This window comes from Chryseobacterium sp. FH2, assembly GCF_001045455.1.
Classification (GTDB): domain Bacteria; phylum Bacteroidota; class Bacteroidia; order Flavobacteriales; family Weeksellaceae; genus Chryseobacterium.
In genome coordinates this window covers 217,884-243,934 of record NZ_LFNE01000004.1, presented here as the reverse complement: position 1 = coordinate 243,934, position 26,051 = coordinate 217,884, and the positions used below count along the sequence as shown (strand labels likewise).

The following is a 26,051-nucleotide window of genomic DNA, read 5'->3' as shown; positions in this document are numbered from 1 at the left end:
AACTGGATTAGAATTAATTTTTCTGATTTTTGTAAGGTATAAATAGACAAAAAATACTTTAACTTTGCCTGAATAATATAAACCAATAATTAAATTTTCGGTAATAATATTATTTCTTTTAAAACTAATACCAAATAGACTTAAGTAGACAAGAAATTAATTTTAGCTGATAAATAGATATGAAATACAAATTATTAGATTTTAAGCTGAGAAAAATTGTTCATTATTCATTAATTATCTGTGTTTTATTAGTGCAGGTAATTGTTGCAATATTTTTTTATAACGAATTTATCAATGAGGAGAAATTGAAATTTATCAATGCCCAATTGAAGGAAAGTAGAGAGTTGGAAGGGATAACCGACAATTCAAAAAAAAATTTCATGGATGCACAAAATTATCTCCAAAAATATATGATTAGTCAGGATGATAAAGATCTCAAATTGTATTTTCAATCTCTTGGAAAGCTTAACTATAATTTTGATAAAATAAATAAATATGAAAACCTTAATCCAAGGTTGAAAAATGGTTTAGTAAAACAGAAAAAAGATACCCTGAAAATTACAAGGTTACAAACACTGATAGATTCTGCATATAAATTTTCTCTGAAACCACCTCCAAAAATTCAGGATGAACAATATAATATAGAAAAATATAATTACAATAATAATTTTAATGGTTTGGATGTACAAACCCAGACCTTTTCTGATACCATCAAGAAGAAAGGCCTGATGGGGCGTTTAAAGGATGCCATATCAGGTAAGGTTGATGTACAAAAAGAAAGCACCATCATTACTTTAACGAATAAAAAAGCTGCAGAGCTTTCTGATGTAAAATCAAAAATGGATAGCATAGTAAAATCTATGGATAAATATTATTTGACTGAAATTAAGAAGGTTCAGGTACGTGCCGTTCAGAATCAACGCGATAATCAGCGTGATAATATACAATTTTATGGTAACTTCAGCAGATTACTAATCTACAGCAACGGGTTGATAGATGTCTATGAGAGTGCTATAAAAGGTTTCAAGTCAGAACTGGAAAAAGAATATAATGCGCAAAGCTCAATCAATACTAAAATCCGAACGTATTCGGTATTTGGATTAATGGTTTTAATGTTCATTGTATCAATTCTGATTATGTATTTTACAAGGATTGCTTTCATATATGAGCTGAAACTGAATGCGGCAAATAAAGAAATTAAAAATAGTCTTAATTTCAAAAACAGGATTTTGGGAATGCTGAGCCATGAGTTACGTTCTCCGCTAAAAATTATCAATATTTTTATTGATAAAATTACCAAAACTACAAAAGATGAGACGATAAAAGAATATCTTAAATCGATAAAGTTTACCAACAGCACCTTGCTTATACAATCTAATCAGATTTTAGAATACACAAAAAACCAGGAAGCAGGAAAAAAACTTGTAAGTAATGTTTTTAATCTTAAAAATGAGATCAATTCTATTGTGACGGCAATTGCGCCTTATATAGAAACCAGAAATAATAAGTTTATAGTAACGGATAATATACCGGCAGATTTGATTGTTTATTCAGACAATATAAAAATCAACCAGTTATTTATGAATATTCTGGGAAATGCCAATAAGTTTACGGAAAACGGGCAAATTGATCTCACAATGACAACTGAGCCGATAGGAGAGAATAAAATATCACTGACAACAACAATAGTTGATACTGGTGTAGGAATATCCGAATCAGATCTGGAAAAAATTTTTGAGCCTTATTACCAAGGGTTGTTATCTGATGAAGTTGATAATTTTGGCGCGGGCTTAGGGCTAAACTTATGCAAAGAAATTGTAGAGCTTTTTGATGGTGAAATTTTTGTGTCAAGTAAATTACATAAAGGAACAAAAATGACGTTCAGGATAAATTTAAATATTAATAATGATGGGATTACAAATTGAAGATAAAGAGATTAAATTTCTTTTAGCAGACGACCATAGCATTGTGCGGCACGGGATGGAGCTCGTAATTAATGAGGTTGTTCCCAATTCTAAAATTTATCAGACCTCATCTTTACAGCAGGTCGTAGAACTTGTGAAATTAAATGAAATAGAAATAGCAATAATTGACGCTCATTTTCCGTCTGGAAACAGCTTACATATTCTGCCACAAATAAAAAGTGTGAATCCCAATATTAAAATTTTAATTTTCTCAGGCCTGGAAGAACATTTGCATGTGCTAAAGTTTATTAATGCCGGTGCTAATGGATATTTGAGCAAATTAAGCGAAGAAGAAGAGGTAAAACAGGCGATTTTAAGTATTGTACAAAAAGGGGAGTATATTTCTGCCGCTTCTCAGAATTTATTGATACAGTTTGCTAATGATCCTAATCTGATGAATCCGCTCAGTCGTTTAACCAATAGGGAATTACAAATTGCAGAAATGTATGCCGACGGATATGGCAATCTGGAAATTGCAAATCAGCTTGATATAAAGCAAAATACGGTAAGTACCATTAAGAAAAATATTCTGGATAAATTAAAAATAGAAAATCTTGTTGAGCTGATTGATCTTATTAAAACCCATCATAAAATTTAAGGTTTAAACCCATCTTTGTGTGTTTTATCGATAAATATCGACGTTGTTATCGATATATATCGATGTAGGTTGTGGGAGTTTTTATACAGCAATTTCGTTACTTTGTCGTAGAAAATTTACCGAATGAAAACGGTATAGATTTAGAGCATAAGTGATGAAAAAAAATAGTGTATGTATAATCTTTAACCTGCTTCTTGAAAACCTTATTAAAAAAACACATATATAATATATAAAGAAGAATTGGTTTCAAGATTATTTTAATACAGCAAAAAAGGAGGCGAAAGCCTCCTTTTTCTATGATTCGTAGTTATCAATACTAAAACCGAATCATCAAACGTTTATGCACTATTTTGCTGAAGCAAATTTCTGCTGCAGAAATAGCAATAGATTATTACAGTCCGTTTATTTTCCGCCGCCACCGTTTTTCTCTACATCGGTTTTTGTGTTTTCTTTTACTTTTTGATTTCCGAAACGTTTTACAAAAGTAAGGGAAAAGCCATACCAATCCCATTTTGATGAACTTCTGAAACTTCCTACCGGGCTATAAGTTGTAGCATCAAAATTTGGTCTTTTGAAGATATTCATGAGTTGCAAGCTGGCTTCCATTTGTGTTTTAGGAAATATTTTTGTTACCGAAATATTGTGGAATATATTGGTTCTATTGGCATTAGAATTTCCGTTATTTTGATTGGAAACTTCAACCCATCCGCTTACATTGATGTTTTTATTAAAAAGATTCGTGTAAGAAAGATTAGTAGACCCTCCAAAGTAACTGATATAGCTTTTGGGTCCGGGCATATTTTCCGTATTATTAAGACCATTTTTAGCATTAAAATCACTGTTGTCAATATAATACCAGCCAAAACCGACATTTACGCTCAGCTTATTTTTTAAGAATGTCTGGTTGGTATTGGCAAAAAGATAATATTTCTGAACTTTTCCTGTAAAATTATCCGGCAAAGTTACGGTTTTACCGTCCTCAACAGCATAACTCGTCCAGTAATCCTGATCAGTAAACATATACCTTGCAGAAAGGAAATACTTTTTCAGAATCCCGAGTTTCATATAAAGCCTGTGACTGGGATTAGGTTCTAAATGTATGTTTCCTCTTGAATAAAACCCATCGTTATTGGGCAAAAGAAAAGGATTAAATTCAGCATACCAAGGTCGCCAAAGGTTACGATTATAGGTAAGACTTAGATCATATTTGTCTGAAAAAGAATATTTTAATAATAAATTGGGTAAAAACGTTCCGTAAGAATCTTTTCTATTTGTACCTGCTATGTCCTGCCGCATTTTGTAATGAATATTCTCATAACGAATTCCAATTCTGGTTTCCAGTTTTTTAAAGAAAGTTTTACTATAGTTGGCATATAATGAATTAATATTATCCTCATAATGGAAAGTATCATTTTTTTGAAGTCCTGTGATATTATCAAGACTGTTTCCATATAGGTTATTCGGAAGAATATTATTGTTGAAATCCATCTTTCCTCCTAATTCCAATGTTCCTCCTGACTTGCCTAAAGGTTGGGTGGCATCTACCTTAAGGTAATAATTCCGGGCCTGGTTATCAGAAATAATCCCCAAATGATCAGCCATCGGAGAAGTGCTTTTATTGATTATAAATTCGTTGGTTTCCGATTGAGAATCATAATTAATTCCTAAATTAATATCAAGAATTCTGTTTTTTTCTTTGTCATAATATTTATAAAATAAGTTGGTTCCCAAAGTACGGTTAAGCCCCGTTGAATTTTGGTTTTGAAGGTAGGAACTTTGAAAAATATCATTCATATATTTGGTTCCGTCGGCTTCCGAAGAAGCTAATCTTCTGCTTTGATAATATTCCAGGATAAGCCCGAAATTATTTTTATCATTAATTTCAAATTCGGAAGTTGAAGATAGGGAAGGGCTTTGGCTTCTGGCAATACTTTCAAGGTTAATTTCAGTTACAGAGTTATTTTCATATAACGTATTGACACTATAGTTTTTCTCTACGTAAATATTGTCACTGTAACTTCCTATGAATGTTTGCGTGAATTTTTTCTTATGATAATTCAGATTGAGGTTGGTATACTGTGAGTTTTTCGTATTTTGCTTGTTATTGAAGGTTACACTTCCTTTTATCCCTTCATCATCACGTTTTTTTAAGACAATATTAATCACAGAACCTGAAGTTTCATAACGTGACGACGGGCTTGTAATTACTTCAATTTTCATAAGATTGTCTGCAGGAATTGTTTTAAGGTATTCTTTTAATTCTTTACCTGTAAACACAGATTTTCTATCATTAATATAAACGGTTACTGATTCTCCTTCAGCTTTCACGACATCGTTATTATCGATACTTACCAAAGGTGTCATTCTCAAAACATCCCATGTTGTATTTCCTGCCAAAATAGAACTGTTTGATACATTGAAAACCGTTCTGTCTGCTTTAGATTCTACAGTTGGCTTTCTGGCAATTACGGTAACAGCTTCTATTTCTTCTGATTTGAGGGTATCTTGTTTTGTTTGAGCTAATACTAAAGAGCTTATCGTTATAGCGATCGGTGCTAAAATTACTTTCATTTGTTATAAAGTTTTCATGTATAAGACACCTATCGGAGAATATTTGTTACATCAAGATATAAAGATGTAATAGAAAATTAAAAATTAATCGGATGATTATAATGATAGTTATTGTTCTAAATGTTTATATGTCAATGCGTACAAAACTATTTTTATTTTGAAACAGATGCACATTTCAGATAAATTTAAATATTTGACGAATCTTTTTAAAAATGCCGGCAGATAATAAATGGTTTAACATAATCTATTTGTTTATATAAAAGAGGGACTGCTGTTTCGTATTTTATATATTTGTTAAGTTTATAAAAAATTCCCTCAGAAGATGCACGAATTATTACCTTTTATCATTGCGCTTGTGGTAGCTATTGTATTGATAGAAATGCTTGCGGATAAATTACGAGTCGCTTATCCTGTACTTTTGGTTATTGCAGGGCTGCTTATCAGTTTTATTCCCGGATTACCCAATATTCAGATAGATCCGGATATGATTTTCTTTATTTTCTTACCTCCGCTTCTTTTTGAAGCTTCCTGGAGTATTTCGTTTAAGGAAATGAAAAAATGGTGGCGCATAATCGGTAGTTTTGCTTTCTTAGTAGTGTTTTTTTCTGCATTGGCAGTAGCCCTATTTGCAAATTATTATATCCCGGGAATTACATTGGCATTGGGCTTTTTACTGGGAGGAATTGTATCTCCGCCCGATGCCGTAAGTACCGGTGCTATTATGAAGTTTGTAAAAATTCCTAAATCCACGTCGGCTATTTTGGAGGGAGAAAGTTTGCTTAATGATGCTTCGTCGCTTATCATTGTTAGATTTGCTTTGGTTGCGGTAGGTTCCGGGCAGTTTATTTTTCAGACAGCAATCCGGGATTTTTCGTGGATGGTGATTGGAGGAATCGCTATCGGGCTTTTAGGCGGATGGTTATTCATGCAGGCACATAAAAAATTGCCTACAGACGCTCCTTCAGATATTGTTTTCACGCTTGTAGAGCCTTACCTGTTATATTGGGCGGCTGAGCAGGTTCAGAGTTCCGGTGTATTGGCAGTAGTTGCGGGAGGTTTATTTTTATCAATAAGAAGATTTTCTTTCCTAAGCAGTGCAAGCCGAATAAAAGCTTTCAGCTTTTGGGAAGCTTTGATTTTTATACTCAATGGTATTGTGTTTATGCTTATAGGTTTAGCACTTCCTGAGGTTGTAAGAGGGCTTCGGGCAGACGGAATTCCTTTAGGCAGAGCTATTCTGTACGGCTGTTTGGTTACTGTTATTTTGATTGTCACCAGAATGGTTTCTTCATATGGAGCTCTGGTTGCTACATTGATATTCAGACCAAGTGTAGCTCCGGGAAGAGGTCTTTCAAGGCGAAGAAGATTAGGAATGCCCTTGCTGCTTGGATGGACGGGTATGAGAGGAGTTGTATCATTAGCGGCGGCTCTTTCGATCCCGTTGACATTGCCGGACGGAGAAGCTTTTCCTCATCGTAATCTTATTTTATTTATCACGTTTACGGTTATTTTATTTACCCTTTTGATTCAGGGGCTTACACTTCCTTATCTTATCAAACGTACCAATCTTTTTGATTATGGCAGAGAATTGACTGAAGATGAAGCGAAAATAAAGGTAAAAAACCAGCTTGTTGTAGAAACATTACGGCTTTTGAAAGAGAAACATGAGAAAGGATTATATAAAGATCCCCATTTACAGAAAATGATTAATATGTGGGAAGATAAAATCAGCCAGCCTGAAAAAATGAAAATGACAGAAACTTCCAAACAAAATTATCTGGAACTGCTAGAAAACCAACGGCAGTTTTTGGCGGGACTAAAAAAAGATCCTGAATTGCATGAAGAATATATTCATTGGCAAATTTATCAGATTGATTTAGAGGAAGAAAGAATAAAGCTTTTATAAATTAAAAATTATATATTTTAATAAAACATAAAAAAGAGGTTGATAAAATTATCAACCTCTTTTAATAATATATTATAATTAAGATTTGGTACTTATTAACGTATAATTCATAGACGTAGGTTCTTTACCAAACAAAGACCTGAATATATTCTGAAATTCGTGAATATATCTGCATTTTATAGCATTACCATAAATTTTCAGCCCTTCTACTATTTTTTTTGAGCTTAAGTCAATATCATATTTAATAAAAGGTTCCGGTCTTTCATACCGTATTCTCAAATCAGAGCTGTACGTTCTTAAAAAGCCAAATTTTTCCAGCCATTCTTCGGTAATCTTTATAGGTTTTACCTTTTCTGCATCTATTGAAAAACTCTCAGAATCATTTTCTATTCTGACAAAATACTTTTTGTCCCCATTTTGAAAAATTTCAGTTACAGTGAAAATTTGATTCTGATATTCAACAAAATTTTTAATCTTTAAATCTATTACGTTCATAGTATTTTGTGCTAAGGTTATTGATGTTCACTAGTAATTATATTTGCAAAAACTATGCCTTGAATAAGTTTTATTTTAATTTATATCAAAATTATTTGAAATATTTTTCATTAAAAAGTTGTTATTAATTAAATATTAACACTTTTATGATTTATTAATTAATAAAGAATTGCCTTAAATTAAATGAATAGATAAGTCTATCCATGATTTAAGATGTTCATTAATTGTTGTAAATATTCGTTTTCTTTTAAAACCTTGTTATAAGATTGTTTTGCATAAGCAGGAGACAGCTCGTAGTTCTCCGGCTTTGAATTAAAATCTTCATTTTCAATATATTGGTTGAGATGAAGAGTGTAATCTTTAATCCACCGGTTGATCATTTTTCTTTTTATTTTACATAAAGTGTTATTCTTTATTTTCTGTAAAGAATTTAAAATGAATGATTTATCTCCATGGAAGTTAATAATATTGGTTACGAAGGATAGATTGTGCTTGTCCTGTAATACAGAATGTTGGTCATCTTCAAAAATCATGATCGTAAAGTTTTAGGATTCGGTAAAATTTTCAAAACACTTGAGATGAGTAAATGAAGATCAACAGACGGGTATTGGAAAAGACTTCTTCATCACGAGAAAAATATTATTTTCTATAAAAAAATAGTTTTGTGTTGGCATAATATTAATATTTAAGTATAAAAGTGTGGTATCTAAGAATATTAGTGATTTATTCTTAAATTTTTCTCTTCAAAAACCTAACCAAAATAGTTAAATATTTTTAAAATTATTAAACTTTTAGAAATATTATTTTAATAAAGTTATAGATGTGATTCGGTTTAATAATAATAATGAGTTATCATGTACTTTATTTGTTAAGATTCTTTTTTGACTTATTGAAATATTATTCTTTGTCATGTGGTATCTTTTTTGATACAAAATGAGGGAACACACAATAATGAATAAAGAAAATTTTAATCACCTGATAGGTAAAACCCGTAGAGAAATTAAAAATGAGTTAGGCGATGAATTCAACTACTTCAAAAATCCTATCTGGACGTATGAATTAGGAAGAACATGGCTGGGAAAAAAAATTATTCTATCTCTGACGTTCAAGGATGGAAAAGTAAATGAGGTTTTGGTATTTAAAACCTTCCGAAGACGTTGATTTATTTTTTAATAAAGTCACTATTGTTTTTGCCGTAAAATAAAAACCCCTCAAAAAATTGAGCGGTTAAAATAATATTGACTTTATATTGAATGTGAATCCATCATTTGTTGTTTTCCAGCCATTTTAATCGGCGCTCATCTGCTAAATGTTTTACTTTGAAATACTCAAAAGCAGCAGTAAAACCATTTCCATCCGGACATGCAGCCATCAAACCCACCATTACAGGGGAGTTGTCCTGCAAATGAGCATTACGCATCATTGTATATTTGTTATCATCGAAAGAATAGAAAATCTCGACAGCATCTAGCCTGCGGACTGCTTTTATCCAAACGGGAGGTGGTGTTTTGTCCAATGTAATGACGCTCCAGTCACTGGTTTTGTGAGTAACAACTGTACTAAGGTTATATTTCCCGTCTACAAATTCTACCCCGGCTTTTATATAATTTTCTTTATCTATTCTCAGCATTAAACCCGCTTGATCGAATCTTGTTTTATAATTTCCCGTGATTTTTACCTTTGCTTCAAATTCACCACCATACATAGTATAATAAAAAGGTGCATCATCAACTGTAAAGCCATAATGTGAAATTCTCCAGTAATCACTTTGAGGAGTCACAACCATTGAAAGGGTATTGTTTTTAATATCCCACTTATCAGGTTCGTTAAACCATATCATCTTTTCTAATGTTTGGGAAAAGTTTTTTTGTATTAAAAATAATATACACAAGCTTAAAAATATTTTCTTCATTCTATGACTCTTTTTATTATATGTTATGGCAGGGGTAATTTATTAACTTAGCAAAGTTAAAACTTCACCTTTTTTTCATCAATACTTATAAATAACCATTTTTATGGAAATTCTGGATACCCTTAACCAAACTTTACTTAATAAAAATATTGATACAGAAAATGAATGCCTGCTTGATCTGAATGTTTATAAAAATATAGCTTCTACCTATTCGCAGATTGAAAATTATATCTCTGTTCTGAGTGACATGCAGAGTAATAAGAGTTATGTTTTTAAATCTAAAGCTGCATTAGAATTAGGTTTGCAGCTTGAACAAAATCCAGTTGAGATTCATTCGATTTGGGAAGAAGAAATCCTCAGTAAAATTCATCCTGATGATAAGCTGAAAAAATACATTCATGAATTGCGTTTTTTCAAACTAATGGATTCTATAAATCCTGAAGAACGTACAGGCTTTAATGTTTTATCCAGAATCCGTATGAAAGATAAAAATGAAGAATATAGGTTTATTCAGCATCGCATGTTTTATGTATATTCGCCCTACAATGGAAAATTGAGATTTGCCCTCTGTCTTTATAATATTGCCTTGGAGCAGTCTTTAAATTTTCCCGCTGAATTTTTGATTGTAAATTCTACAAAAGGAAAAGTGATTGCAGAAGATAAATTAAATTATAAAAATATTCTTTCACAGAGGGAATTGGAAGTTTTGAAATATGTCGGAGAAGGTTTTACGAGCAGGGAAATTGCAGATTATCTTTCCATAAGTATCAATACTGTAAGTCGTCATCGTCAGAATATTTTAGAAAAGCTAAAAGTGAAGAATTCTATCGAAGCTTTTAAAGAAATTTCCGCTAAATAATTATTTCCGAAAAGTTCACCATACAATTTTAGTTAATATCTTTAAATTTAATCTTTAATTTAGATTTAAAAATATGCAAAATGATGAGCAGAATTTAAAAAGAAGCGAAAAAATAACACATGATTATTTTACCTTCTTAGACCAACATATTCATGACGTGATTTCAGGACAGACTGCCGAGTTTATGGAGCTTAATGAGATTGCAGAAAATTTGGCTATTTCTCATAAACATTTGACGGATACGGTCCGTAAAGAAAAAGGGAATCATCCCTGTCATTTTTATGATTTTAAAATTATTGAGCACATGAAATTAATGATTGTAAAGACTGATAAATCTATCGCAGAAATCGCAAGGATTTTCACTTATGATCCTTCAAATTTTTCAAAATTTTTCAAAAAATGGACAGGTCAGACTCCGGGGAGTTATCGAAAAAAAATGAAAGAAATTCCACGTTAAAAGTTGCTCCCGAAAAATTCATAACAGTTCTCGGAATAGGCTACAAGATAATTTTTTGTGAATTTTCCGTTAATTTAATGAGAAAAGGATTGTACATAATAGCCATCATTTTTCTTATATTTAAATAGTTGAAATTTGTAATTTGTTGATTTGTAATTCGTAAATAATCTTGTTAAAACGTACGAAATATATTTGTTTTTCAGATATAAATTAAAAATATTTAAAGCATAACAAATTTTGGTTAGAAAATAGATCTCTTCAAGATGAAATAATCATATATTTGTTCCTTAAACAACTAATAAATTAAGGATGAGTATTGATTTTGCCACAGCAACTTTTAAGGATTTTGAGAATATTCCTGGCTATAATATTTCTCAAAGAGCAGAGATTTTTTATGACTTTTTAAATTATATGAAGTCAAACGGACACATGAATTACCGTTTGAAAAATACTACGGGAACAAATTCGGTTGTGAATGTAGATATTGAGAACACAGAAAGAGATTATGTAAGCTTTGTTTCCAGTGATTATTTAGGTTTTACACAGCATCCAAAAGTGAAACAGGCTGCAATTGAAGGAATAGAAAAATATGGTACAGGAACGGGAGCTACGCCTCTTATTGGCGGATATTTTACATATCACAATGCGTTAGAACAAAAAATTGCTTCTTTTTTCGGGAGAAATCAGGACGAAGCGGCGATTTTTACGACAGGATACACTGCGAATAGTGCGACTTTGCAGGCTTTGATGCAGAAAGAAGATTTGGCAATTTTAGACATGGCTGTTCACGCCAGTGTACACGAAGGATGCGCTTTTACCAATAAAAAAACGTTTCCTCATAATAATTTGGAAGCTTTGGAACACATTTTGAAGATATCTGAAAATACATATCGTACAAAGCTAGTGATAGTCGACGGTGTGTATTCCCAAGATGGTGATACATCTCATGTCAAAGAAATTTATAACTTAGTAAAAAAATATAATGCTTTTTTGATGGTGGATGATGTGCATGGAGTAGGGATTTTGGGAAAAACAGGGAGAGGAACATTGGAAGATACCGAATTGTTAGATAAAGTTGATATCATTACAGGTACATTTAGCAAAACTTTTGGTAACTTAGGGGGATATGTGATAGCAGATAAGAAAATAGCTGCATTTTTGAGATTTCAGTCTCGTCAGCAAATTTTCTCTGCAACAGCACCTCCGTCTTCATTAGGAATCTTGAAAGCTATTGATCTTATTGATGAAGAACCGGAATGGAGAGAGAAACTTTGGTGGAATATTAATTATTTCAAAAAAGGATTAAATGATATAGGTTTAGATACAGGAACTACGTGTTCGGCTGTTGTTCCTGTAAAAATTGGAGATCCATTTGTAACAGGTGATGTCGGAAGGCTACTAATAGAGAGAGGAATTTATACAAACCCGATTTTGTATCCTGCTGTAGCAAGAAAAGATGCACGTATCAGGATGAGTGTGATGGCCAGACATGAGAAAGAACATCTTGATAAAACGTTGAATGCATTTGAAGATATCAACAATAAATTGCATATTGCAAAAAAATAATATTATATGCCTAGAAAAGTAGTGCAAGGCCCTATAAGGGATAAAGAAAAAACTAAGCAAAAGCTATTGGCCGCTGTCGGAAAAATTTTAAGAGTGAAAGGGTATTCAGGTCTTAAAGTAAGTAAAATAGCAGCCGTAGCCGGCTTTGACAAAAAACTTATTTATGAATATTTTGGAAGTACAGAAAAACTGATTGACGAGTATATCAGGTCTCAGGATTACTGGAGTAAAATAAACCAGAATGTTGATGTAGATTTATCGGATGGTGGTCAGGAGCTTTCTAAGCTTGCTGTTCTTAATCAATTTGAAAGTCTGAAGAAAAATAAAGAACTTCAGAAAATTATTCTTTGGGAGCTTTCAGAAAGCAAGCCTATTCTTAGAAAATTGGTAGAGCAGCGTGAAGAAGCCGGAGGTACCTTATTTGAGCATATTACCGATCCTTACTTTGGAGAGCATGCTACCAGATATAGAGCAATAATGGCTTTGATTATCTCGGGAGCTTATTACTTAAATCTTTATACAGGATATAATGCAAATAAATTTTGTGGAATTGATTTAAAAACAGATGAAGGAAGAGAAGAAATTCAAAAAGCTATTACTGAGTTGATTGATTTTGCTTACGAAAAAAAATGATGATTAAAAGTTTTCTAATTTGAACCGGAAATAAGTTTTTGTTGATAATTTGAAAACTTTAAATTTTCAAATTAGAACTATATTTCTTACTTTTGACCAATGGAAAATTTTATTGTATCTGCTAGAAAATATCGCCCACAGGAGTTTGACACTGTTGTCGGGCAATCCCATATTACAGATACTTTAGAACACGCTATTGAAGAAAATCAGTTGGCGCAGGCTTTACTGTTTTGCGGACCTCGTGGAGTGGGGAAGACTACTTGTGCAAGAATCTTGGCAAGAAAGATTAATGAAAAAGATGGATCTGTTTCAGAAGACGGCTTTGCTTACAATATCTATGAATTAGATGCTGCCTCAAACAATTCGGTTGACGATATTCGTGAACTGATTGATCAGGTGCGTTTTGCACCTCAGGTTGGCAAATATAAAGTATATATCATTGATGAGGTTCATATGCTGTCTTCTGCTGCCTTCAATGCTTTTCTGAAAACTCTTGAAGAGCCGCCGGCTCATGCCATTTTCATTCTTGCCACAACGGAAAAACATAAAATCATTCCTACGATTTTATCGCGTTGTCAGATTTATGATTTCAAGAGAATTATTATTGAAGATATACAAAGTCATTTGAGAAATATAGCTCAAAAAGAGAGTATTCAGTACGAAGATGATGCGTTATATCTTATTGCTCAAAAAGCAGATGGAGCACTTAGAGATGCACTTTCTATTTTCGACAGACTTTCTACGTTTTCTCAAAAAAATATTACTTTGGCAAAATCGGCTGAAGTATTAAATATTTTAGATTATGATCAATACCTTAAGGTTGTAGATTTTGCCAAAGAAAATAAAATTCCTGAAGTACTTTTTGCTTTCAACGAAATTGTAAAGAAAGGCTTTGACCCGCATATTTTTATTGCTGGTTTAGGAAATCATTTCAGGGATTTAATGATGGCCCAAAATACTTCAACAATTGATTTGATTGAAGTCGGTGAAAAAACAAAAGTAAAATTTGTCGAGCAGGCTCAAAAATGGAATGCTCAACAGCTCATTGACGCTATTGAAATTTGCAATCACGCGGATATTAATTACAAAAATTCTAAGAATCCCAGACTTACAGTAGAAATTGCTTTAATGCAATTGGCTTCTCTGACGGCTAGTGTAGACGTTACTAAAAAAAAAAGTTCTTAATACTAGCTCCTTTTCTCAGTGAATACCAGGAAGTAAAACCTTCTAAACCAGAAGAGAAAAAAGTAGAAAAAACAGGAAATCCCGTTACTGTAGAAGCTGTAAAGGAAACAGTCATTTCAAAAACATCAAAACCACTTTCAAAACAGGGGATTTCTTCTGGATTTAGCATTAGTTCTCTTATTACTAAAGAACAAAAAATAGAGCAGGAAGAAATTAAAATTGCTAAAAATGAAAATATAGCACAAAACCATTTCACAGAAACAGATCTGCAAATGGAATGGAATTTGTTCCTAAAGCAATTGAAAATGAAAGATTCATTTGTGTTTAATGCTATCAAAGCGTTTAAACTTGTAAAAACAGATGAAAAAAATATTACAGTCTCATTTCCTTCAGATTCTGCAAAGGTAGAATTTGATAAGGTAAGCGGAGAGTTTTTTAATCATTTCAGAAGGAAAGTTCAGAACTATGCTATTGAAATTGAGTACAAAAGAGATTTCGAAAACCTAAAGATAGAAGTGATGACAAAAAAGAAAATCTTCGAAAAATTTATTGAGAAAAATCCATTGTTGAAAGAACTTGATGATTTAATGAAGTTTGATTTGACATAATTTTATATATTTGTCAAATATTTTTGTGGAAAATAAAGTTTCGACAAAAACAAATTTAACAGAAAAGCCCTTAAACAGACGATTGACACATAAAAGTGGAACAATTTATCTCACATAAGTCTAACCATTTTGGTTTTGCAACTGCTAATTATTTTAGTGGTTATGTTGGCTTTTCATTTACCTATTTTAGAAATTTCAGAAATTATTACCGATTTTATTGGTACTGCAGCTGAATTTCTTTCCAAAAAATAGTACAGGAATAATATAGATTCTCTCATATTTCCTGATTCCTTTAAAAATTTTTATCGGCTTTTTTTTGAAAAGAATTATAAAGTAAATTTTATAATGAATAACCCTATTGATATAATTTAACCCAAACAATAAAAAAAATAAATTTAAGATATGAACTTAAAAGACTTAAATAACGACTGGATTAATGAATTTTCAGAACCGTTAATGATTGCAGGACCGTGCAGCGCAGAAAGCGAAGCTCAAATGCTTGAAACTGCAAAAAGAATTAGAGAAACGAATGCCCAGGTACCTATTTTCCGTGCAGGAATCTGGAAACCCCGTACAAAACCAAACGGATTTGAAGGAGTAGGGGTAATTGGTTTAAACTGGTTGAAGAAGGTAAAGGAGGAGTATGGTTTTAAAACTGCAACAGAAGTTGCGAATGCGCATCACGTTTTCGCGGCATTAGAAGCTGATGTGGACGTTCTTTGGATTGGTGCCCGTTCTACGGTAAATCCTTTTACGGTTCAGGAAATTGCGATGGCTTTGAGAGGAACTGACAAACCTGTTTTTGTAAAAAATCCCGTAAACCCGGATTTGGCTTTATGGATAGGAGCTTTAGAAAGGCTTTTAGGACAAGACATTAAAAAATTAGGAGCGATTCACAGAGGTTTCTCTACTTACCAAAAAACGAAATACAGAAATAACCCGAACTGGCAGATTGCTTTAGATTTCAAAAGCCAGTTCCCGAATATCCCGATGCTGATTGATCCTTCTCATATTTGCGGAAACAGAACAGGTTTGGCAGACGTTACCCAGGAAGCATTCAACGTTGGTTACCAAGGCGCTATCATCGAAACTCACTGCAATCCGGATGAAGCTTGGAGTGATGCAGCCCAACAAATTACGCCGGAAGTTTTGGCTGAACTAATAGGCAATTTAAAAGTGAGAAACGCAGGTCTGGCTGGTTTTGATGATGAAATGGGAAGACACAGAACATTAATTTCCGATATTGATTTCCAGTTAATTGAATTACTTTCTCAAAGAATGAAAGTTTCAGGAAAAATTGGCAAACTGAAAAAAGAAAATGACATTGCAATTTTCCAGCCGGAACGTTGGAAAGTTATTACAGAATATGCCAATCAAAAAGCTATGGAAACAGGAATGTCTCAGGAATTCATCGAAAAAGTTTTCAAGGCAATTCACGAAGAATCTATCGAGGTTCAAAATAGTATTATGATAGAAAGGCAATAAATACGAAGATAATAGTTAGTAGTTTTTTAGGGGTTGGAATTTAGGATTTATATAAATAAACATTATGTTTAAATTAATTCCTAATTTCTAAGCCCTTTTTCCTATCTGCTAATTCCCTATATTTGCAGCAACAATATTTATGAAAGGAAAAATCATTAAATCTACAGGAAGTTGGTATCAGGTTTTGGAATTAGGAACCGATAAAATTTTCGAGGCCAGAATTCGTGGTAAATTTAAATTAATAAAAACCAGATTGACCAATCCTCTTGCTGTGGGAGATTTTGTTGAATTCCAACTGGAACAGGATAATATTGCATGGATTACCAAAATTGAACCGCGCAGAAACTATATCATCAGAAAATCTGTAAACCTTTCAAAAGAAGCACATATTATCGCGTCAAATATTGATTTGGCATGTTTCATTTTTACATTAAAACACCCGGAAACATCACTCGGTTTTCTCGACAGATTTCTGGCTTGCTGTGAAGCATACAACATTACACCGTTAATTTTATTCAATAAAATTGATGTATTAAATGAGGAAGAAATAGAAATTGTAAAAGACATAGAATTTCTTTATCAGGAAATAGGATACCAGACTTTAGAAATTTCTTCTTATTCAAGATTAAATTTAGAACGATTACAGGAAATTCTGCAAGATAAAACGTCTGTGTTTTTCGGACATTCAGGTTGTGGTAAATCAACTTTGGTAAATGCTTTACAGCCGGATTTGAATCTGAAAACTTCAGAAATTTCAGATACACATTTAAAAGGGAAGCACACCACAACTTTCGCACAAATGCACTTCTGGGATTTTGGAGGAAACGTAATCGATACCCCCGGAGTTCGTGAATTTGCCATGATTGATATAGAAAAAGAAGAAGTACAACATTACTTCCCTGAAATTTTCAAAAAAAGAGAAGAATGTAAGTTTCATAACTGTCTTCATATTAATGAACCTAAGTGTGCTGTGCTAGATTCTCTTGAAACAGGAGAAATTCAACATTCAAGATATGCTACTTATATAAAACTGATGGACGAGGCGGAGGAAGCCACCCAAAAATAGGTTAGCTGATATTAAAAATTTATAATACCACTGTCTTTCTTAAAGTCGGTGGTTTGTTTTTTTATTCAATATTTCAAATTGATTGGGGTTAGAGATAAATATTGGGGATTTTACCAAACAAAAAACCCAGCCGAAGCTGGGTAAAAACTAATAACCATGAAAACTCAAATTAAACATGAGAATCGCAATAGGATAAACAATTACTATGCCAATTTTAGTTCATGATTTCTTAATAAAAGTTATTTTTATGTTAAAATAATTTTAAAATTAAAATCAAAGATATTTTTTGTAATTTTGCGCCATTAAAAAAATATACATTTTATGTCTAACATTACATTTACAATGATTAAGCCTGATGCAGTTGCTGATGGACATATCGGAGCTATTTTAGGAAAAATTGCAGAAGGAGGTTTCAAAATCAAAGCTTTAAAATTGACTCAACTTACTGTAGCTGATGCTAAGAAATTCTATGAAGTTCATGCTGAAAGACCTTTCTACGGAGAATTAGTAGAATTCATGAGCTCTGGGCCAATCGTTGCTGCTGTTTTAGAAAAGGACAATGCAGTAGAAGATTTCAGAACTCTGATTGGTTCTACCAACCCGGCTGAGGCAGCTGAAGGAACTATCAGAAAGATGTTTGCAAGAAGTATTGGTGAGAACGCTGTTCACGGTTCAGATTCTGATGAGAACGCTCTTATCGAAGCTCAATTCCATTTTTCAGGAAGAGAGATTTTCTAAGAAAATATTACCTCAAAAATAAAAAACCGCAGACTTCTGCGGTTTTTGTTTTTTAAGACATCCTGCCACATACCATAAAAAGCAATCTTACCTTTCATTTTTGTTTTACTAAATCTATAGAATAAGAAAACTCAAATAATTTCAGTAAATCTGAAAATTGATATGGCAATTAAAATATGTTGCTGATTTTATATAATTAATGTATTATTTTTATGTTCCAATTTGCATCAGATTATCAAAATAAAATATATGAAAATGACAACGGTAATTCTAATTATTACATCCACACTCACGGCTTTGATAGCAGGTCTTTTCTATGCCTATTCATGTTCTGTGATTTTAGGATTAGGAAAATTAAGTGACACAGAATATTTAAAAGCAATGCAATCAATTAATCGTGAAATTCTGAATCCTGTATTCTTTATGAGTTTTATGGGGGCTGCCATTATGCTTCCGGTAACTACATTCTTGCTTCGGGGTCAGGGTTCTGTTTTTGTTCTTTTATTAATAGCTACCCTTGTTTATTTAGTTGGTGTTTTTGGAGTAACAGTTGTGGGAAATGTTCCGCTAAATGATCAATTGGGAAATTTTGATATTGTAAATTCTTCGGCAGAAGCAATAAAGCAGATGAGAAAGACTTTTGAGATTCGCTGGAATATGCTTAACCACGTGAGAACAATCTGTAATACGCTAAGCATTATTCTTGTTATTTGTGCCTGTATCTGGAACAGAACACCTTAATACTTTTTGCAGATAATAAAATAGGTATAAATACGGAATCTAAAATCAGTATTTATACGGATGCTTCGTATCATATTTATTGAGACCTTTACATCAACATTAGAATATAAATCATTGAAAGTCTTCTAATGAAAACTAATAACCATTATGAGCTCAGATTTTCAAGAGAAAGGCAGCTAATTTAGCTGCCTTTATTCTTTTATTTTTTAAAATTATTAAATTTTTAAAAGCTCAATTGTTCTTTCCGGGCTTTCTGAAGAAAAAACTGCATTACCGGCAACCAAAACATCAGCTCCCGCTTCGAATAATTTCCCGGCATTATCAATATTTACACCGCCATCAACTTGGATTAGGGCAGTTGAATTATTACTTAAAATTAAATCTTTAGTTTCAGCAATTTTTTTGTAGGTGTTTTCAATGAATTTCTGACCTCCAAAACCTGGGTTTACGCTCATTAACAGCACTAAATCTACATCAGCAATAATATCTTCCAATAATAAAACAGGTGTAGAGGGATTCAAAACAACACCCGCTTTTGAGCCTTTACTTTGGATAAGGTGAACCGTTCTGTGGAGGTGGGTACAAGCTTCGTAATGAACAGAAACCAAGTCTGCACCGTGATCAATGAATTCTTCAACATATTTTTCCGGTTCAACAATCATTAGATGCACATCAACAAATTTTTTAGCGTGTTTCTGAACTGTTTTCATTACAGGAAAACCAAATGAAATGTTAGGAACAAATCTGCCATCCATTACGTCTACGTGAAACCAGTCGGCTTGAGAATTGTTCAGCATTTCAATGTCTCTTTGCAGGTTCCCGAAGTCTGCGGATAAAAGGGAAGGAGCAATAAGCTTCGTTTTCATTTTTACTTTTTATACTTTCTATTTTTATATAAACCTATTAAAGGTATTTTTTAATTAAAAAAACAATATGCGAAAAAACAGCCAATTAAAATAATTTCAATTATTGACAATTTAATGTTATTGATTTTTAAAACTAATAATCTGTCAATTATAAATAATCCCAAAGGTATGAAGCTGGAAATCAGTAGCGTTTCAAGAACCATATTGTATCCTGAGCCTATTTTCGGAGGATTAAACTGTTTATATATAATTAAAAAGACTACATAAATAAAAAATAATGCGCTTGTAATTAATATAAAAGTCGGCCTTCGGATTAAATGATAAAAGAAATTTTTCATCTTAATGATATTTTAGCTTCATTTCGGGCTCTATTTTCAAGATGGTTTCGTAAATTAATTTTATTACATTTCCTACATCTTCTTTGGAAACCATTTCTACTGTCGTATGCATGTAACGCAAAGGTAGTGAAATTAAGGCACTTGGTACTCCTCCGTTAGAATGGGCAAAAGCATCTGTATCTGTTCCTGTAGCTCTGCTTGCTGCTGCCCTCTGGAAAGGGATTTTTTTAGACTTTGCGGTATTAATAATCAATTCTCTGATGGTATGATGAATGCTTGGAGCAAAGAAAACTACCGGTCCGTCTCCACATTTTTGATCTCCTTCCTTTTTCTTTTCGATCATCGGAGTTGTCGTATCATGGGTAACGTCTGTAACAATGGCGATATTAGGCTTAATAGTATCTGCGATCATATCCGCTCCATACAAGCCAACCTCTTCCTGAACAGAATTTGTAATATATAAACCGAAAGGAAGTGTTTTCTTATTTTCCTTTAAAAGTCTTGCGACTTCTGCAATCATGAAACCTCCGATTCTGTTATCTAAAGCTCTGCAAACGAAGTATCTATCATTCATTTCAAAGAATTCATCTGGATAAGTAATCATACATCCTACATAAATTCCGAGCTCTTCAACTTCTTTTTTTGAAGTGGCACCACAGTCGATGAAAATATTTTCTATTTTCGGAGTGGGCTCGTTTTGATTGGTTCTCGTATGAATTGCAGGCCAGCCGAAAACACCTTTTACAATCCCTTTTTCACCATGAATATGAACTACTTTTGACGGAGCAATTGTTTGGTCTGACCCCCCGTTTCTGATCACGTAGATTAATCCATCATCGGTAATGTAATTTACATACCACGAAATTTCATCGGCATGAGCTTCAATCACTACTTTGAATTCCGCTTCAGGATTAATAATTCCATAGCAGGTTCCGTAATGATCTACTTCAATTTTGTCTACATAGGGTCTGATATAATCCATCCAGACTTCCTGTCCTTTGTGTTCATAGCCAGTGGGAGATGATGTATTAAGATATTTTTCTAAAAATTTTAAAGATTTCTTTTCAAATTTCATAAAAAGGAATGATTTTTGCGTTTAATTTATGTTCTAATACGCGTAAAAATAATGAATTTTAGTAAGATTATTTGTCTTTTTCTCTTCTTTTTTGGAGTCAGTGTTTTTGGTCAAAAAGATTCTGTCATCGCAAAACCTTTGAGTCAATATCCTGCAGAATTGTTGAGAGTAGATGAATTTGGCAATAAATATTATTACGACGAAAAGCAGAAAGCCAAAATTTATGAAATAAATGGTGAAACCGTGGTTGTAATGGATGAATTGATTCTATTTAATAAACCTAAATTTAACAATCAGCTTGATAGAAATTACTATTATTTTTTAAATAAAAAATTATACAGAGTTTATCCTTTATTTGTAGCTGCCTTACAGCAATACAGGGATATTCAGAAAGAAATGACAGATTTGGACAGCAAGGCAAAAAGGAAATATGTAAAAGAAAGACAAAATATGCTGGCCGATCAATATGAAAAGCAATTGAGAGATCTGACAACTACGGAAGGCCAGGTTTTTGCAAAATTAATGAACAGGGCAACAGGTAAAAACGTGTATGAAATTATCAAAGAATTGAGAGGAGGCTGGAGTGCTTTCTGGTGGAACGTAAAAGGTAAAATGGCAAATATTGATTTGAAAGACCAATATAATCCGCACAAAAACAGAACCGATGAGTTCATAGAATCTCTCCTTCAATCAAATTGGAATTCCGGTTATCTTCAGCCTTATCCGGGTGCCAATCAGTTTAAAGCAGCAAAGTAAAATATACTTATACTTTATCATAAAAAATAAAATTCCTGTAAAAATATTACAGGAATTTTTCTTTTAGTTTATTAAATACTATTTTATCTATAGGTAATGGAAAAGGATTGTCCGGTATATCAATATCAATCCATTCTGTTTTTTCTATACAGGGATCAAGGATTAGGAAATCTCCTTCATTTATAATATTCACAATATAATATATGGTAAGCAATTGTTCGTTTTCCCTGAAACGCGAAACCAGGAAATCTTCCTGAGTATAAAGATGTTCTACAATCTCTATTTTCACATTCAGTTCCTCATCAAATTCTCGATGTAAGCAATCTATTATTCCTTCGCCAAATTCCAAACCACCTCCAGGAAATTTCATTAAAGGTTCGCCTGCGTATTCTTCAAATAGTGTCAAAACTTTTTTATTTTTTACGGCACAGGCATAGACTCTAATGTTTATCTTATCTATCATATATAATAATTTGTATAGCTAATGTAAGAATTTTTATATAGAAGTTAGAGGTTGGAAACTAGAAATTAATTTGGAAAATGCTAGAATAATGATTAAGGCTAAATTTAGTATTGTGACTTTATAAATAACCTGCTATAATTTAATAGCATTAATCATTTCCCTTTTTCCAGGAGGACCTTGTTTCTTTTCCACCTTAAAATTGAGATCCTGAAGAATTCTTCTTACACTTCCTTTAGATGAGTAGGTAGTTAATAATCCGTTAACCGCCATTTTGTCAGAAACCATTTCAAATAAGGGTTTTTCCCACAGATCAGGTTGCACTCTTGCGCCGAAACAATCAAAATAGACAAGGTTGATTTTTGGTAAATCTATGTTTTTCAGGTCAAAAAAGTCACATTCTATCTTTTTTAAGTTGAATCCACTAATAATTTCTACTGATTTTTCCCAGTCTGCCAGATGAATTTTTTGATAAATATTTTTGAATTCCGGGTTGTCGAAATGTTTAAAATATGCCAAATCGTTAATTTCAGATTCATTTATGGGATACTTTTCCAGTGAAAAATAATTGATGATATGATTTTTGTCAGTTTTTAAATATTCATTAATTGTAACCAAAACGTTCAGACCTGTTCCAAAACCGAGTTCTAAAATATTAATTTCACAATCATTTATTAAATTTAGTCCATTTTTGATAAACACATGTTCTGCTTCCTGAAGCGCACCATGATGTGAATGATAGTTTTCATTTAATTCATTGATAAACAATGTTTTACTTCCGTCGTTTGTGGTTTTTATTTCTCTTTTCAAGCTATTTTTTTACAAATTTACTCCAAAATTTTTATATTTAGAAAATTATGTTAAATTTGTAGAACATCATAAAAAATTTTAGAAATGATAATTCAAAAAACTGAAAACTCCAGAATTTCTACATTCGACCCAAACAATTTTTCATTCGGAAATACTTTTATCGATCATATGATAATATGTGAGTATGAGAATGGGAAGTGGGGTGATGTAAAATTAGTTCCTTACGGTCCGATACCTTTTACGCCTGCAATGATGGGAGTAAACTACGGACAAGCTTGTTTTGAAGGTATGAAAGCCTATAAAGACAAAGACGGGCAGGTTTTCCTTTTCAGGCCTGAAAAGAATTTTGAACGTATCAACAAGTCGGCAAAGCGTCTTGCAATGCCTGAAGTGACGGAAGAAATGTTTTTAGAGGGATTAAAAGCATTAGTAGATCTAGACAGAGACTGGATTCCGCAGGGAGAAGGGATGTCTTTATATATCAGACCATTGATTTTCGCTACTGAAGAAGCTTTAAAAGCTAGAGTATCAGAGAAATATATGTTTGCTATCGTAGCAACACCTGCAAAAAGCTATTATACCGAGCCGGTTTCTGTGAAGATTTCAGATCATTATTCAAGGGCGGCAAACGGTGGAGTAGGTTCTGCAAAAGCTGCCGGAAATTATGCAGCTTCTTTCTACCCGACTCAATTGGCTATCGAAGAAGGATATGATCAAATTATCTGGACTGATGATGCAACACATGAATTTTTCGAAGAAAGTGGAACAATGAACGTATTTGTAAGAATCAATGATACGATCTATACGCCACCAACCTCTGAAAAAATTCTTGACGGTGTTACCAGAGACAGCTTTATACAATTGGCTAAGAAAAAAGGAATTGAAGTGAAGGTAGAGCCAATTCCGGTAAAAACAGTAATAGAAGCTCAGAAAAATGGTACTTTGAAAGAAGTTTGGGGTGTAGGAACAGCAGTTGTAACTACAGTTTTCCAGGCCTTAGGATATAATAATGAAAAATTGGAGCTTCCTAAACTTTCAGATGAAGAAAGCTACGCTGTACTTCTTAAAAATGATTTGGTTGCTTTACAGACTAATCTTTCTGAAGATCCTTTCGGATGGAGAGTATTGGTTGATCACGTTCTGGAAACAGTTTAATTTTAACGTAAAAGAATTATATAAAGTCGGGATATTCCCGGCTTTTTTGTTTTTTATATTCCCTGAAATGCGTATTTTCGCAAAAGTTTATGAAAAAATTACTCTTCATATCGGTATTGGGCTTAATGAGCTGCAATAGAAATGCACCACAGGCACATCCTCCTGTAGGTGGGGTTTTAAGTAAAAGTGATTTAGATATTTCTAAAAATAGAATGAAAAATCTGAACAATGTTGAAAGAATCCATATGCAGCATTGGATTGACGGACAGTCTGTAAAATACTATCAGATGCCACTAAATTATTGGGTAAGCGCAGAAGGATTTAATCAGAGAGAAAGAAGAAAAGACGACACTTTTATTTCTTATTCTTATGATTTGTATGACTTTGACCAAACAAAAATTTACGACCACCCAATAGAAAGAAGAGAAGCCAAATTCGGACATTTTGAGGAATTGAAAGCTGTAGAAGATGCGTTGCGTCACATACATGATGGTGAGGAAGTTACACTTTTAGTTCCATCTTCTCTGGCCTACGGAACGTATGGTGATGAGAAAAAAATAGATAACGACGTACCTTTGATCATAAAATTAAAAGCATTATAATGAAATTGTTTAACAAGAATATAATTCTGGCAGCGGCTAGTGTTTCGCTGATGAGTTGTACACCAATTTATAAAAAAATGAACGTAGACAAAGAAACTTACGAAGGGCTTAAAGACGGACTTTACGCTAATCTTCAAACAACTAAAGGTAACCTTATTGTAAAATTTGAAGACAAAAAAGCACCTGTAACTGTAGCTAATTTTATTGGTCTTGCAGAAGGAAAAATCGATAACAAAGCGAAAGCTAAAGGAGTTCCTTATTATGATGGAACTATTTTTCACAGAGTTATCAAAGATTTCATGATTCAGGGTGGAGATCCTCAGGGAACAGGAATGGGTGATCCCGGATATAAATTTGATGACGAAAAAAATGACCTTAAGCATACAGGAAAAGGAATCCTTTCTATGGCAAATTCAGGACCTAATACAAACGGTTCTCAATTTTTCATCACAGAAGTTGCAACTCCTTGGTTAGATGGCAGACACACTATCTTCGGAGAAGTTGTAAAAGGAAGTGAAGTAATTGACGCAATTGCAAATGTAGAAAAAGGAGCTCAGGATAAACCTAAAACTGATATCGTTCTTGAAAAAGTAGGAATTTTCAGCAAAGGTGATGAATACAAAAACTACGACGCTACAAAAACTTTCAGCGAAGGAAAATCTAAAATCGCTGAGAATAATAAAGCTTATATCGCTAAAGAAGAAGCTGAAAAAAAGAAAAAAGAAGAAGAATTCAAAGCCAATCAGTTGAAAATGGTTGAAGACTTAAAATCCGGAATGCAGGTAACTGAATCTGGTCTTTATTATAAAATTACAAAAACAACCGACGGAAAGACTCCAAAATCGGGTGACAATGTATCTGTACACTACGCTGGAAAGTTAGTTGACGGTACTAAGTTTGATTCTTCATTTGACAGAAATGAGCCTATCGATATCCCTATCGGAATGGGTAGAGTAATCAAAGGCTGGGATGAAGGTATCCTGTTATTAAAAGAAGGTGAAACTGCTACTTTATTAATTCCGCCAGCAATGGGTTACGGAGAAAGAGGTGCAGGAGGAGTTATCCCGCCAAACGCCTGGTTGGTGTTTGATGTTGAGCTTGTAAAAGTAAAATAATTGAATCTCTATAAACTTTGAAAGCCATCTGAAAGGATGGCTTTTTTATTTGTGTTTCACAACAAAACCGCCTGATGTATCAGACGGTTT

The 26,051-nt window shown here is 32.8% G+C and carries 27 protein-coding genes; 18 read left to right on the top strand and 9 right to left on the bottom strand.

Annotated elements, in window-relative coordinates; translation table 11 throughout:
- Positions 1 to 179 precede the first annotated feature (179 nt).
- Positions 180 to 1,925, top strand: coding sequence for an ATP-binding protein (locus ACM39_RS08340; RefSeq protein WP_048510573.1), 1,746 nt, complete (start codon positions 180 to 182; stop codon positions 1,923 to 1,925).
- Entirely contained in the window at positions 1,906 to 2,562 is a 657-nt protein-coding gene (locus tag ACM39_RS08335) for a response regulator transcription factor (protein WP_048510572.1), read from the top strand. Before ACM39_RS08340 ends, ACM39_RS08335 begins: the two co-directional genes overlap by 20 nt.
- 402 nt (positions 2,563 to 2,964) lie before the next feature.
- Here the strand turns inward: ACM39_RS08335 and ACM39_RS08330 are convergent, their stop codons facing one another.
- On the bottom strand, positions 2,965 to 5,133 hold the full coding sequence (locus ACM39_RS08330) for an outer membrane beta-barrel protein (RefSeq protein ID WP_048510571.1): 2,169 nt from the start codon (positions 5,131 to 5,133) through the stop codon (positions 2,965 to 2,967).
- 322 nt (positions 5,134 to 5,455) lie between these two features.
- On the opposite strand from ACM39_RS08330, the gene ACM39_RS08325 reads away from it, so the two are divergent.
- Positions 5,456 to 7,039, top strand: a complete 1,584-nt coding sequence (locus ACM39_RS08325; protein WP_048510570.1) for a Na+/H+ antiporter — start codon at positions 5,456 to 5,458, stop codon at positions 7,037 to 7,039.
- A 78-nt stretch (positions 7,040 to 7,117) separates the two neighbouring features.
- Here ACM39_RS08325 and ACM39_RS08320 read toward each other — a convergent pair whose 3' ends face one another.
- Both ACM39_RS08320 and ACM39_RS08315 read right to left on the bottom strand, forming a co-directional pair.
- Positions 7,118 to 7,534, bottom strand: coding sequence for a hypothetical protein (locus ACM39_RS08320; RefSeq protein ID WP_048510569.1), 417 nt, complete (start codon positions 7,532 to 7,534; stop codon positions 7,118 to 7,120).
- 197 nt (positions 7,535 to 7,731) lie between these two features.
- The gene (locus tag ACM39_RS08315) at positions 7,732 to 8,067 is read right to left on the bottom strand and encodes a hypothetical protein (protein WP_048510568.1); all 336 of its coding nucleotides are present in this window, start codon (positions 8,065 to 8,067) and stop codon (positions 7,732 to 7,734) included.
- Between the two features lie 418 nt (positions 8,068 to 8,485).
- Here ACM39_RS08315 and ACM39_RS08310 point away from each other — a divergent pair, with 418 nt between their 5' ends.
- A complete protein-coding gene (locus ACM39_RS08310; RefSeq protein WP_053073309.1) occupies positions 8,486 to 8,695 on the top strand; it encodes a hypothetical protein in 210 nt (69 codons plus the stop codon).
- A 103-nt stretch (positions 8,696 to 8,798) separates the two neighbouring features.
- Here the strand turns inward: ACM39_RS08310 and ACM39_RS08305 are convergent, their stop codons facing one another.
- The gene (locus ACM39_RS08305; protein ID WP_048510566.1) at positions 8,799 to 9,446 is read right to left on the bottom strand and encodes a DUF1349 domain-containing protein; all 648 of its coding nucleotides are present in this window, start codon (positions 9,444 to 9,446) and stop codon (positions 8,799 to 8,801) included.
- Positions 9,447 to 9,549: 103 nt separating this feature from the next.
- Here ACM39_RS08305 and ACM39_RS08300 point away from each other — a divergent pair, with 103 nt between their 5' ends.
- From ACM39_RS08300 to dnaX, 5 genes are all read left to right on the top strand, one after another.
- On the top strand, positions 9,550 to 10,305 hold the full coding sequence (locus ACM39_RS08300; RefSeq protein ID WP_048510565.1) for a helix-turn-helix transcriptional regulator: 756 nt from the start codon (positions 9,550 to 9,552) through the stop codon (positions 10,303 to 10,305).
- Positions 10,306 to 10,378: 73 nt separating this feature from the next.
- The gene (locus tag ACM39_RS08295; protein ID WP_048510564.1) at positions 10,379 to 10,762 is read left to right on the top strand and encodes a helix-turn-helix domain-containing protein; all 384 of its coding nucleotides are present in this window, start codon (positions 10,379 to 10,381) and stop codon (positions 10,760 to 10,762) included.
- Positions 10,763 to 11,071: 309 nt separating this feature from the next.
- Positions 11,072 to 12,328 (top strand): aminotransferase class I/II-fold pyridoxal phosphate-dependent enzyme, encoded by a 1,257-nt coding sequence (locus ACM39_RS08290; RefSeq protein ID WP_048510563.1) that lies wholly within the window; start codon positions 11,072 to 11,074, stop codon positions 12,326 to 12,328.
- Positions 12,329 to 12,334: 6 nt separating this feature from the next.
- A complete protein-coding gene (locus ACM39_RS08285) occupies positions 12,335 to 12,961 on the top strand; it encodes a TetR/AcrR family transcriptional regulator (RefSeq protein ID WP_048510562.1) in 627 nt (208 codons plus the stop codon).
- Positions 12,962 to 13,060: 99 nt separating this feature from the next.
- The gene (gene dnaX / locus ACM39_RS08280; RefSeq protein ID WP_048510561.1) at positions 13,061 to 14,146 is read left to right on the top strand and encodes a DNA polymerase III subunit gamma/tau; all 1,086 of its coding nucleotides are present in this window, start codon (positions 13,061 to 13,063) and stop codon (positions 14,144 to 14,146) included.
- Here the strand turns inward: dnaX and ACM39_RS08275 are convergent.
- A complete protein-coding gene (locus ACM39_RS08275) occupies positions 14,127 to 14,315 on the bottom strand; it encodes a hypothetical protein (RefSeq protein WP_048510560.1) in 189 nt (62 codons plus the stop codon). The two genes, dnaX and ACM39_RS08275, sit on opposite strands and share 20 nt — an antisense overlap.
- A gap of 136 nt (positions 14,316 to 14,451) precedes the next feature.
- Here ACM39_RS08275 and ACM39_RS08270 point away from each other — a divergent pair, with 136 nt between their 5' ends.
- The 5 genes from ACM39_RS08270 (at position 14,452) to ACM39_RS08250 (ending at position 18,784) form a co-directional block, all read left to right on the top strand.
- Entirely contained in the window at positions 14,452 to 14,754 is a 303-nt protein-coding gene (locus tag ACM39_RS08270; protein WP_228377082.1) for a hypothetical protein, read from the top strand.
- Between the two features lie 402 nt (positions 14,755 to 15,156).
- The gene (locus ACM39_RS08265; RefSeq protein WP_048510558.1) at positions 15,157 to 16,239 is read left to right on the top strand and encodes a chorismate mutase; all 1,083 of its coding nucleotides are present in this window, start codon (positions 15,157 to 15,159) and stop codon (positions 16,237 to 16,239) included.
- Between the two features lie 139 nt (positions 16,240 to 16,378).
- Positions 16,379 to 17,305 (top strand): ribosome small subunit-dependent GTPase A, encoded by a 927-nt coding sequence (rsgA, locus tag ACM39_RS08260; RefSeq protein WP_048510557.1) that lies wholly within the window; start codon positions 16,379 to 16,381, stop codon positions 17,303 to 17,305.
- A 321-nt stretch (positions 17,306 to 17,626) separates the two neighbouring features.
- The gene (locus tag ACM39_RS08255; RefSeq protein ID WP_034722935.1) at positions 17,627 to 18,043 is read left to right on the top strand and encodes a nucleoside-diphosphate kinase; all 417 of its coding nucleotides are present in this window, start codon (positions 17,627 to 17,629) and stop codon (positions 18,041 to 18,043) included.
- Positions 18,044 to 18,298: 255 nt separating this feature from the next.
- On the top strand, positions 18,299 to 18,784 hold the full coding sequence (locus ACM39_RS08250) for a DUF1772 domain-containing protein (RefSeq protein ID WP_082140557.1): 486 nt from the start codon (positions 18,299 to 18,301) through the stop codon (positions 18,782 to 18,784).
- Between the two features lie 215 nt (positions 18,785 to 18,999).
- On the opposite strand, the gene rpe is transcribed toward ACM39_RS08250, so the two are convergent.
- Both rpe and ACM39_RS08240 read right to left on the bottom strand, forming a co-directional pair.
- Positions 19,000 to 19,650, bottom strand: coding sequence for a ribulose-phosphate 3-epimerase (rpe, locus tag ACM39_RS08245; RefSeq protein ID WP_048510555.1), 651 nt, complete (start codon positions 19,648 to 19,650; stop codon positions 19,000 to 19,002).
- A gap of 339 nt (positions 19,651 to 19,989) precedes the next feature.
- Positions 19,990 to 21,063, bottom strand: a complete 1,074-nt coding sequence (locus ACM39_RS08240; RefSeq protein ID WP_048510554.1) for a M28 family peptidase — start codon at positions 21,061 to 21,063, stop codon at positions 19,990 to 19,992.
- A gap of 51 nt (positions 21,064 to 21,114) precedes the next feature.
- On the opposite strand from ACM39_RS08240, the gene ACM39_RS08235 reads away from it, so the two are divergent.
- Positions 21,115 to 21,819: a DUF4294 domain-containing protein gene (locus tag ACM39_RS08235; protein WP_048510553.1), complete on the top strand. Its 705-nt coding sequence runs from the start codon at positions 21,115 to 21,117 to the stop codon at positions 21,817 to 21,819.
- Positions 21,820 to 21,865: 46 nt separating this feature from the next.
- Here ACM39_RS08235 and ACM39_RS08230 read toward each other — a convergent pair whose 3' ends face one another.
- Together ACM39_RS08230 and mnmD are read right to left on the bottom strand one after the other, a co-directional pair.
- A complete protein-coding gene (locus ACM39_RS08230; protein WP_048510552.1) occupies positions 21,866 to 22,282 on the bottom strand; it encodes an NUDIX domain-containing protein in 417 nt (138 codons plus the stop codon).
- A gap of 132 nt (positions 22,283 to 22,414) precedes the next feature.
- Positions 22,415 to 23,089: a tRNA (5-methylaminomethyl-2-thiouridine)(34)-methyltransferase MnmD gene (gene mnmD, locus ACM39_RS08225; protein WP_048510551.1), complete on the bottom strand. Its 675-nt coding sequence runs from the start codon at positions 23,087 to 23,089 to the stop codon at positions 22,415 to 22,417.
- A gap of 84 nt (positions 23,090 to 23,173) precedes the next feature.
- On the opposite strand from mnmD, the gene ACM39_RS08220 reads away from it, so the two are divergent.
- The 3 genes from ACM39_RS08220 to ACM39_RS08210 all read left to right on the top strand — a co-directional run bounded on the left by ACM39_RS08220 (position 23,174) and on the right by ACM39_RS08210 (position 25,961).
- Positions 23,174 to 24,244 carry a branched-chain amino acid aminotransferase gene (locus ACM39_RS08220; RefSeq protein WP_048510550.1) on the top strand — a complete coding sequence of 357 codons (1,071 nt, stop codon included), beginning with the start codon at positions 23,174 to 23,176 and terminating at the stop codon, positions 24,242 to 24,244.
- Positions 24,245 to 24,333: 89 nt separating this feature from the next.
- On the top strand, positions 24,334 to 24,846 hold the full coding sequence (locus ACM39_RS08215) for an FKBP-type peptidyl-prolyl cis-trans isomerase (RefSeq protein WP_048510549.1): 513 nt from the start codon (positions 24,334 to 24,336) through the stop codon (positions 24,844 to 24,846).
- Between the two features lie 77 nt (positions 24,847 to 24,923).
- A complete protein-coding gene (locus tag ACM39_RS08210) occupies positions 24,924 to 25,961 on the top strand; it encodes a peptidylprolyl isomerase (RefSeq protein ID WP_228377089.1) in 1,038 nt (345 codons plus the stop codon).
- Positions 25,962 to 26,051 lie beyond the last annotated feature (90 nt).

Bases quoted from the DNA above. Each gene is read 5' to 3' on its own strand.
- ACM39_RS08340 (WP_048510573.1), top strand. From the start codon at position 180: ATGAAATACAAATTATTAGATTTTAAGCTGAGAAAAATTGTTCATTAT.
- ACM39_RS08335 (WP_048510572.1), top strand. From the start codon at position 1,906: ATGATGGGATTACAAATTGAAGATAAAGAGATTAAATTTCTTTTAGCA.
- ACM39_RS08330 (WP_048510571.1), bottom strand. From the start codon at position 5,133: ATGAAAGTAATTTTAGCACCGATCGCTATAACGATAAGCTCTTTAGTA.
- ACM39_RS08325 (WP_048510570.1), top strand. From the start codon at position 5,456: ATGCACGAATTATTACCTTTTATCATTGCGCTTGTGGTAGCTATTGTA.
- ACM39_RS08320 (WP_048510569.1), bottom strand. From the start codon at position 7,534: ATGAACGTAATAGATTTAAAGATTAAAAATTTTGTTGAATATCAGAAT.
- ACM39_RS08315 (WP_048510568.1), bottom strand. From the start codon at position 8,067: ATGATTTTTGAAGATGACCAACATTCTGTATTACAGGACAAGCACAAT.
- ACM39_RS08310 (WP_053073309.1), top strand. From the start codon at position 8,486: ATGAATAAAGAAAATTTTAATCACCTGATAGGTAAAACCCGTAGAGAA.
- ACM39_RS08305 (WP_048510566.1), bottom strand. From the start codon at position 9,446: ATGAAGAAAATATTTTTAAGCTTGTGTATATTATTTTTAATACAAAAA.
- ACM39_RS08300 (WP_048510565.1), top strand. From the start codon at position 9,550: ATGGAAATTCTGGATACCCTTAACCAAACTTTACTTAATAAAAATATT.
- ACM39_RS08295 (WP_048510564.1), top strand. From the start codon at position 10,379: ATGCAAAATGATGAGCAGAATTTAAAAAGAAGCGAAAAAATAACACAT.
- ACM39_RS08290 (WP_048510563.1), top strand. From the start codon at position 11,072: ATGAGTATTGATTTTGCCACAGCAACTTTTAAGGATTTTGAGAATATT.
- ACM39_RS08285 (WP_048510562.1), top strand. From the start codon at position 12,335: ATGCCTAGAAAAGTAGTGCAAGGCCCTATAAGGGATAAAGAAAAAACT.
- dnaX (WP_048510561.1), top strand. From the start codon at position 13,061: ATGGAAAATTTTATTGTATCTGCTAGAAAATATCGCCCACAGGAGTTT.
- ACM39_RS08275 (WP_048510560.1), bottom strand. From the start codon at position 14,315: ATGCTAAATCCAGAAGAAATCCCCTGTTTTGAAAGTGGTTTTGATGTT.
- ACM39_RS08270 (WP_228377082.1), top strand. From the start codon at position 14,452: ATGAAAGATTCATTTGTGTTTAATGCTATCAAAGCGTTTAAACTTGTA.
- ACM39_RS08265 (WP_048510558.1), top strand. From the start codon at position 15,157: ATGAACTTAAAAGACTTAAATAACGACTGGATTAATGAATTTTCAGAA.
- rsgA (WP_048510557.1), top strand. From the start codon at position 16,379: ATGAAAGGAAAAATCATTAAATCTACAGGAAGTTGGTATCAGGTTTTG.
- ACM39_RS08255 (WP_034722935.1), top strand. From the start codon at position 17,627: ATGTCTAACATTACATTTACAATGATTAAGCCTGATGCAGTTGCTGAT.
- ACM39_RS08250 (WP_082140557.1), top strand. From the start codon at position 18,299: ATGACAACGGTAATTCTAATTATTACATCCACACTCACGGCTTTGATA.
- rpe (WP_048510555.1), bottom strand. From the start codon at position 19,650: ATGAAAACGAAGCTTATTGCTCCTTCCCTTTTATCCGCAGACTTCGGG.
- ACM39_RS08240 (WP_048510554.1), bottom strand. From the start codon at position 21,063: ATGAAATTTGAAAAGAAATCTTTAAAATTTTTAGAAAAATATCTTAAT.
- ACM39_RS08235 (WP_048510553.1), top strand. From the start codon at position 21,115: ATGAATTTTAGTAAGATTATTTGTCTTTTTCTCTTCTTTTTTGGAGTC.
- ACM39_RS08230 (WP_048510552.1), bottom strand. From the start codon at position 22,282: ATGATAGATAAGATAAACATTAGAGTCTATGCCTGTGCCGTAAAAAAT.
- ACM39_RS08220 (WP_048510550.1), top strand. From the start codon at position 23,174: ATGATAATTCAAAAAACTGAAAACTCCAGAATTTCTACATTCGACCCA.
- ACM39_RS08215 (WP_048510549.1), top strand. From the start codon at position 24,334: ATGAAAAAATTACTCTTCATATCGGTATTGGGCTTAATGAGCTGCAAT.
- ACM39_RS08210 (WP_228377089.1), top strand. From the start codon at position 24,924: ATGAACGTAGACAAAGAAACTTACGAAGGGCTTAAAGACGGACTTTAC.